The sequence below is a fragment of the Aquiluna sp. genome, from assembly GCF_965064355.1.
The window spans coordinates 1-7337 of record NZ_CBCHRQ010000065.1; the positions used below are offsets into that span (position 1 = coordinate 1).

6 protein-coding genes are annotated in these 7337 nt (G+C 53.8%); 1 reads left to right on the top strand and 5 read right to left on the bottom strand.

From position 1 onward, the window contains the following. Window positions 1-23 precede the first annotated feature (23 nt). Window positions 24-989 (bottom strand): deoxyribose-phosphate aldolase, encoded by a 966-nt coding sequence (deoC, locus tag AC128V_RS05930; RefSeq protein WP_482763756.1) that lies wholly within the window; start codon window positions 987-989, stop codon window positions 24-26. 33 nt (window positions 990-1022) lie between these two features. Next, complete coding sequence (locus tag AC128V_RS05935) at window positions 1023-1874, bottom strand: SDR family NAD(P)-dependent oxidoreductase (protein WP_482763757.1); 852 nt, start codon at window positions 1872-1874, stop codon at window positions 1023-1025. 57 nt (window positions 1875-1931) lie between these two features. On the opposite strand from AC128V_RS05935, the gene AC128V_RS05940 reads away from it, so the two are divergent. Then, a complete protein-coding gene (locus AC128V_RS05940) occupies window positions 1932-3131 on the top strand; it encodes an MFS transporter (protein WP_482763758.1) in 1200 nt (399 codons plus the stop codon). On the opposite strand, the gene AC128V_RS05945 is transcribed toward AC128V_RS05940, so the two are convergent. Genes AC128V_RS05945 through AC128V_RS05955 form a run of 3 tightly spaced genes read right to left on the bottom strand, consistent with a single transcriptional unit; the run spans window position 3103 to window position 7280 of the window. Continuing rightward, window positions 3103-3699, bottom strand: coding sequence for an RBBP9/YdeN family alpha/beta hydrolase (locus tag AC128V_RS05945; protein ID WP_482763759.1), 597 nt, complete (start codon window positions 3697-3699; stop codon window positions 3103-3105). The genes AC128V_RS05940 and AC128V_RS05945 overlap by 29 nt on opposite strands. 3 nt (window positions 3700-3702) lie before the next feature. Beyond that, entirely contained in the window at window positions 3703-5178 is a 1476-nt protein-coding gene (locus AC128V_RS05950) for an NAD-dependent succinate-semialdehyde dehydrogenase (RefSeq protein WP_482763760.1), read from the bottom strand. After that, a complete protein-coding gene (locus AC128V_RS05955) occupies window positions 5175-7280 on the bottom strand; it encodes a heavy metal translocating P-type ATPase (protein ID WP_482763761.1) in 2106 nt (701 codons plus the stop codon). Before AC128V_RS05955 ends, AC128V_RS05950 begins: the two co-directional genes overlap by 4 nt. Between the last annotated feature and the right edge of the window lie 57 nt (window positions 7281-7337).

Below are 7337 nucleotides of genomic sequence, written 5' to 3' on the forward strand. Positions count from 1 at the left end.
TGCGTATTCGAACATCATTTTCCTTAGTCCACGCTCACATAATCTGGGCCGGAGTAGTTGCCGGTCTTTAGTTTCTGACGCTGCATCAAAACATCGTTTAGCAAACTCGATGCACCGAATCTAAATAGGTCTGGGCTTAGCCACTGCTCACCAGCGGTCTCTTTAACGACCACCAAATACTTAATGGCGTCTTTTGCGGTGCGGATACCACCTGCCGGCTTTACGCCAATAAGAACACCGTGCTCGTCATACCAATCGCGAACTGCCTGCAGCATCAACATGGTGATTGGAATGGTTGCGTTCACCGTGACCTTGCCGGTTGAGGTCTTAATGAAATCGCCACCCGCCAACATCGCGAGGTAGCTTGCTCTGCGGATGTTGTCGTAGGTCTGCAATTCACCGGTTTCTAAAATCACCTTGAGGTGAGCGTAGGAACCATCGCTTCGCTTGCAAGCCTCCTTGACTGCCTGAATCTGCTTGAAAACCTCTAGGTAGTTGCCGCTTAGGAATGCACCGCGATCAATAACCATGTCGATCTCGTCGGCACCGGCCTTGACAGCGTCCTTGGTGTCGAGCAATTTAACCGGGACGCTTGCGCGTCCCGAAGGAAAAGCAGTGGCAACTGCGGCGACATAGATCCCGCTATTTCCAAGGGCCTTTTTAGCGTGCTTGACCATGTCGCCGTAAACACAAATGGCCGCAGGTCTTGGGCAATCCAAATCGGTTGGGTCTGGGGTTAGTGCTTTTAGGCAAAGGCTGCGAACGCGCTCAGGGGTGTCCATACCTTCCAAGGTGGTGAGGTCCATCATCTTGATGGCGGCATCCAGTGCCCATGCTTTGGAGGAAGTCTTTATCGAACGAGTGCCCAATGAAGCGGCTCTGGCCTCTAGGCCAACTTTGTCAACGCCGGGCAGAGAGTGTAGCCAGCGCCTAAGGCTTTGGTTTGTGATCCGAGAGCCGACGATGGCTTCCGGGCTAAGTGGCTGCAAGATAACTCCTTGAAATCTCCACCAAGCCTACCTCTAACTGAGGAATTTCACCCCGGTGAGCTCTTCGCTGGTGCGCCAAAACGAAGCCATTGCATCGGCATCGTGAGAGCGTTTTGAGCCGTTGATATTCTTCGGCTTACCCCAAAGTTCCAGGCTCGGACCAATGAAATCCCCGCTACGAATGTCGCTGCCGAGGGCAGCGTAAATCTGGCTTTGTGCACCCTGCTTTGCAGTTTGAGCGAACGGGTCCAGCACGTGAGGGAAGTTTTCCTGCAGTCCGGTAACCGCCCAGCCCGGGTGCGCGGCTATCGATTTACAATGCCCGCCTTCGGCGGTAATTCGGTTGTGCAGCTCGCGGGCAAACCAGAGGCATGCCAACTTCGAATCCGCATAACGTTGCCAGCGGTTGTATTTCGCTTCATTGGCCCCACGCACAATATCTGCGTTTGCACTGTCGAAGTTGCCTCTGCGGTGGACTACCGAGCTCAGTGAAATCACGCGAGGGCTTGCCACCTTGTTGAGCTGTGCCCAAAGCTCTGCGGTTAGGACGAAGTGTCCTAGGTGATTTGTCGCCATCTGGGTTTCGATGCCCTGTTTGGAAAGCTTGAAATCTGGACCCATAAGTCCAGCATTGTTCATCAAAACATCTACCGGCCTAGTGATTGATGCGGCAAATTCTTTGACCTGGTCGAAGTCCGATATATCCAACACCTTGGGTGTTATTGAGACTTCTGGGTTGTGAGTTTGGATGTCTTTGGCGGCCGTAAGTAGTCGTTTTTCACCTCTTGCCAGAAGTATTAGATCAAAGCCTTTGGCCGCTAGCGCTTTGGCAGATTCGAGACCGAGTCCGGAGCTTGCTCCAGTGATAATCGCATGTGGTTTCACAGCCAAAAACTATCACTGAGGCTGGCTAAACTTGGGGGTAATCACATCGAGGTGTCCATGCAATCCAGCACGAAGCTGACTTTGAAACTGGGCATACCTCAAATCATTTGCTGGGGATCCGGCTTTTACCTGCCGGCAATTCTTGCTGTTCCAATTTCCCAAGACCTAGGCATTCCTACCGAAACCTTCTTCTGGGCATTCACCATTTCAATTCTGGTTTCAGGCCTTATCGGACCGCGAATTGGCAAAGCGATTGATCGCCTTGGAGGACGTCGGGTCCTGCCATTCGGGAACCTGTCCTTTGCTTTGGGGCTATCGCTTCTCGCACTTAGCTCAGAGCCGGTTCTACTCTTTGTTGCTTGGATCTTTATGGGCATCGGAGCATCGATGGGCAACTACGACTCGGCTTTTGCAACCGCGGTTTCGTTCTTGGGCACCAAAGCCAACAAGGTCCTTGCCGGCATCACCGTGTTTGCCGGATTCTCCTCAACTATTTCCTGGCCACTGACATCGTTTTTGAACGACAGTTTCAGTTGGCAGACAGCGGTTTGGTTCTGGGTCGTCATGCACCTGTTGGTTGCGCTGCCAATCCACCTTTCGATCCCAAGGGTCGAACCTAGAGAAGTGGCCGATGCCACCGGACCGATACGCAAAATCATCAAAAACCGCCTCCGCTTTGATCCGCTGCTGCTGGTTTTTGCGGTGATGTTTGCGCTGGAGGGATTCATTGTTTCTAGCGTGAATAGCACCTTGCCGTTCATGCTCAGCGAAATAGGTGCCGATCAGCAGGTGGCAATCTTCGCCGCTGCCATTTTGGGACCATCGCAGGTTGCAGCCAGGTTGTTGTTGGTGGCACTTGATCGCTACCTAACGCCAATGCGGGTGGCTGCAATCTCGATATTGGTTCACCCGGTCGGTGTGATTCTGCTCCTAGCTTTTGGGGCTAATGCGATTCTGCCGTTTGTGATCCTGCACGGTATTGGTGTGGGCCTAAATCCATTTATACGCGGTTCACTGCCGCTTTTATTCTTTGGTTCAGACAGTTACGGCCAGCGCCAGGGTTACGTGATGATGCTCAGCAAAATAGTTTCCGCGCTAAGCCCAACTCTGCTCACTCTGATGCTTTTGGCGAATCCACAATTGGCGATCGTTTCAACCATGTCTATGGGGCTTGCGGCGATGACCCTGCTGATTCTTTTGGCCTTCATGCGCAGGGCTCGAAAGCAAACTAGCGTTCTGGTAAAGCCTGCGGATTAGAGGTTTCGACCCAAGTTTCTAGTCCCCGCCAGCTTCCCCAGCCATCATCAAGCGAGAAATGTCCTGCCCCTTGAACCACGATGGTTTCAAGACCCAGCGGCTGATAGAAATCTGTGCCATTTGGCTGCCAGCGATCTTTGTCGCTTGCTACCGCTGTGACGCTACCTGCCCACTTATTCATCTGAGGCTTTAGGGCTGGGTTTCTAAAGTCCAGTGGTTCGCCTTCGATGCCGGTGGTTTCTGACGTCATAACTGGGTCCGGGATGGCCACTAGAAGTGCTCTGTCAAAAGGCTTGTTGAACAAATCTGTCAAGGCGCCATAGAGGAAGTTGATGGTTCCAAGCGAGTGGGCAATAACTATCTTTTCGCCCGCCTCAACCTCATCCATCATGTTGGACTCCTGCCTAAGCAGGTCCTGCCAGTCGGTTGGGTTAGGGGTTTCTGGGGCCGGAAACTGCGGATACCAAACTTGGTGACCTTGATTGCGCAGGGCGGTGGCTGTGAGGCGCATCCAGTGACCTTCGGGGCGACGGTTAGTCCAACCGTGAAGCAGAAGTACTTTCGACACTAGTTAGACCATTGGGTCGGCGATGCCGACATAGACGGTCTCGAGGTATTCCTCGATGCCTTCAAGGGATCCCTCGCGACCAAGCCCAGACTGCTTGACACCACCAAATGGACCGGCTGGGTTAGAAACCAAGCCCGTGTTCAAGCCAAACATTCCAGTTTCTAGCTTCTCTGCCAACCTCAGACCGCGGTTTAGGTCCTTGGTGAATGCGTAGGCAACTAGGCCGTATTCGGTGTCGTTTGCCATTGCAACAGCTTCGTCCTCGGTCTTGAATGTGACGATTGGGGCCACTGGGCCAAAGATCTCGTTTTTGAGAATCTCGCTGTTGGCAGCTACTCCCTGCAGAACAGTCGGCGGGTAGAAGTAGCCCTCACCAGTTGGGATCACACCACCGGTGAGAATCTTTGCTCCCCTTGAGGTTGCGTCAGTCACCAGTGCGTGAATCGCGTTACGTGATTTATCGTCAATTACAGGTCCGATGTTGGTGCCCTCTTCGACTCCTCTGGCGACCTTGAGGGCTGCAAACCTTGCGGTTAGCTTCTGAGCAAACTCATCGGCGACTGATTCGTGAATCAGGAAGCGGTTAGCTGCGGTGCAGGCCTCTCCCATGTTGCGAAGCTTTGCCTGCATTGCACCTTCAACAGCCTTATCGACATCAGCATCTTCGAAAACTAAGAACGGTGCATTGCCACCCAGCTCCATTGAGGTGCGCAGCACCTGGTCGGCAGAATCCTTAATCAGCATCTTGCCAATCGGAGTGGATCCGGTGAAGGAGAGCTTGCGAAGCCGGGAGTCCTTGATAATCGGTCCGGTGACCTCGGAGACTCGAGAAGTCTGGATCACGTTCACCACACCAGCTGGAACTCCAACCTCTTGCAGAACCTTTGCGAATAGCAAAGAGGTCAGCGGGGTTAGGGCAGCAGGCTTCAGGATCGAGGTGCAGCCGGCTGCGATGGCTGGCCCAATCTTTCTGGTGGCCATGGCTAGCGGGAAGTTCCAGGGGGTGATCAAAAGCGCAGGGCCAACCGGCTTTTTGAGAACCATAAGGCGGTTCTTGCCATCGGGTGCGGTTTGGTATCGACCATTTACGCGCACTGCCTCTTCGGAGAACCAACGCAAAAACTCAGAGCCGTAGGCAACCTCGCCCTTGGCTTCTAGAAATGGCTTACCCATTTCAAGCGACATCAAAATCGCAAAGTCATCGCTCATGGCGGTGATCTTCTCGAATGCCGCGCGAAGCAGTTCGGCCCTCACACGAGGTGCGGTGGCTGCCCAGGACTTTTGGGTGTCGTGGGCTGCTGCGATGGCCTCTTGGCCATCTTCATAGGAAGCATCGGCAATGGTCTTTAGTAGCTTGCCGGTGGCAGGGTCGAAGACATCGAAGGTCTTGCCATCGGAGGCATCACGCCAAACTCCGTTGATGTAAAGACCGGTTGGAACTAGATCGAGAACGCGCTTCTCGTCGGCAGAGGTAATCACTTAGCCACTCCTTCGTGTACTGCTATATCCTGCCACTTTAGGCGCTGAGAATTCACCACAACCGAGACAGAGCTAAATGCCATTGCGGCACCCGCCAGGATCGGATTTAGTAGCCCCATCGCCGCAACGGGAATCAAGATCAGGTTGTAGCCAAAGGCCCAACCTAGGTTTTGCAGGATGTTTCGGTGGGTGCGCTTGGCAAGAGAAAGCGCGTAGGCAACGTTTAGCGGGTTGTCATCCAAGATTGTGATCGCGCTGGCGGCCTGGGCTGCGTGAGCTCCAGAACCCATTGCAATACCAACATCTGCACGAGCAAGAGCCGCCACATCGTTGATGCCATCGCCAACCATCGCGGTGACCTGGTTTGCACTGCGAAGAAGTTCTAGTTTTTGCTCTGGGGTTACTCCGCCGCGGAAGCTCTCGATTCCAAGCTGGGTGGCAATTACCTCAACGCGTGCTGGGTGGTCGCCAGAAAGCAGCTCCACCTCGATGCCCATCTTTGTCAGCGCGGCAACTGCCTCTTTGGCACCAACGCGTAGCGCGTCGCTAAGTTCGATCAGGCCGTGCGCCCAACCTTCCCAAGCAACCACAACCAAGGTGTTTGGCCCGGCGTTAGCTAGAGCTTCATCTAACTCCTGTTGGTTTTCATAGCTACCGGGTCGCTCAACGCTCACAAGCTTGCCCTCGACCAAACCGGTAAGTCCAACGCCAGCCCGCTCACTCACCTCGGTGGCGATGAATTGGTTGCTGAGTTTGCTGATTGCCTTAGCTACCGGGTGATTTGAACCCTGCTCGACTGCTGCGGCATAAGCCAACATGGTTGCAGTACCTACGCCGCCTAGGCCGCGGGAGTTCACGACTCGAAGCTGACCATCGGTGAGCGTTCCAGTCTTATCGAAAATAACTCGCTTCACGCGAGAGGCCAACCTGAGCGCATCTGGGTTTCTAATCACCAAAGACTTCTTAGTTCCCAAACCAGTGGCAACAGTAAGGCTCATCGGAACCGCAATGCCCAGAGCACAAGGGCAGGCAATCACCAATACCGCAACCGCCGCTGACACCGCAAAGTCGGTGCTGGCACCAAGCAAGCTCCAAACTGCGAATGTAGCGCCGGCAATGACGATAACGCTCGGCACGAAAATGCTTGAAATGCGATCCGCAAGAGATCCAAGCTGGGTCTTTTGAGCAGTTGCCTCACGAACCAAGTCTGCAATTCGAGAAAGTCGAGAGACACTCGCGCTTCCGGTTGCTTCAAGCTCAATCTGACCATCAAGCGATGTGGCCCCTGCCGAGAGCTCACCGCCCTGGGTAATGGCTACCGGAAGGCTTTCTCCGGTGAGAGTCGAAAGGTCAATCAGTGCATTAGCCGAAAGCAACTTGCCATCGACCGGAATTCGTTCACCGGCGTTTACAAATACCTTGTCGCCTTGGCGCACCTCTTGGGATGCAACTGTGATTCGCACGCCATCGCGCTCGATGTTTGCGGTTTCTGGGATGGCTGCAAGCAGTGCTCTTACCGCATCGGTTGCGCTTCTTCTAGCGCGGACTTCGATGTATCGACCAATTAGTACAACTGCAGGCACGACAGCGCTGACCTCAAAGTAATTGTGTGGGTGACCATCCAGTGTCATATAAACGCTGTATCCGTATGCCACCAGGGAGCCCAACGAAACCAGGGTGTCCATGGTGGAATCGAGGTGTCTTAGATTCTTCAACGCGGCCTTGTGGAATGGGTATGCCACGTAGACAATTACGACGGTGGCCAAAGCCCATACCAGGTATTGGGATCCTGTGAATGCGAACCACGGCACCATGCCGAACAGCATGGTCAGCCCCGCAAAGATTGAACCAACCCAAAGTCTTGGTTTCAGGGTTTGAAGTTCTGACCTGCCAGATCCGACCTTGTAGCCGGCAGCTTCAACGGCTTGGGATAGTTGAGTTTGAGTAACTTCGGTGGTCAGTTGAAGGTGAGCCTTTTCCGTTGCAAAGTCAACGTAGGCAGTTACTCCAGAGAGCTTGTTGAGATTCTTTTCAACCCGCCTAGCGCAAGCCGTGCAGGTCATCCCCTCAATTTCAAGCTCTTGAAGATTAGTTTTAGGCATCTAGGGAGGTGAATTCCTTGGCGGTGTAACCGGCGGCGGTAATTGCCTCGGAAAGCT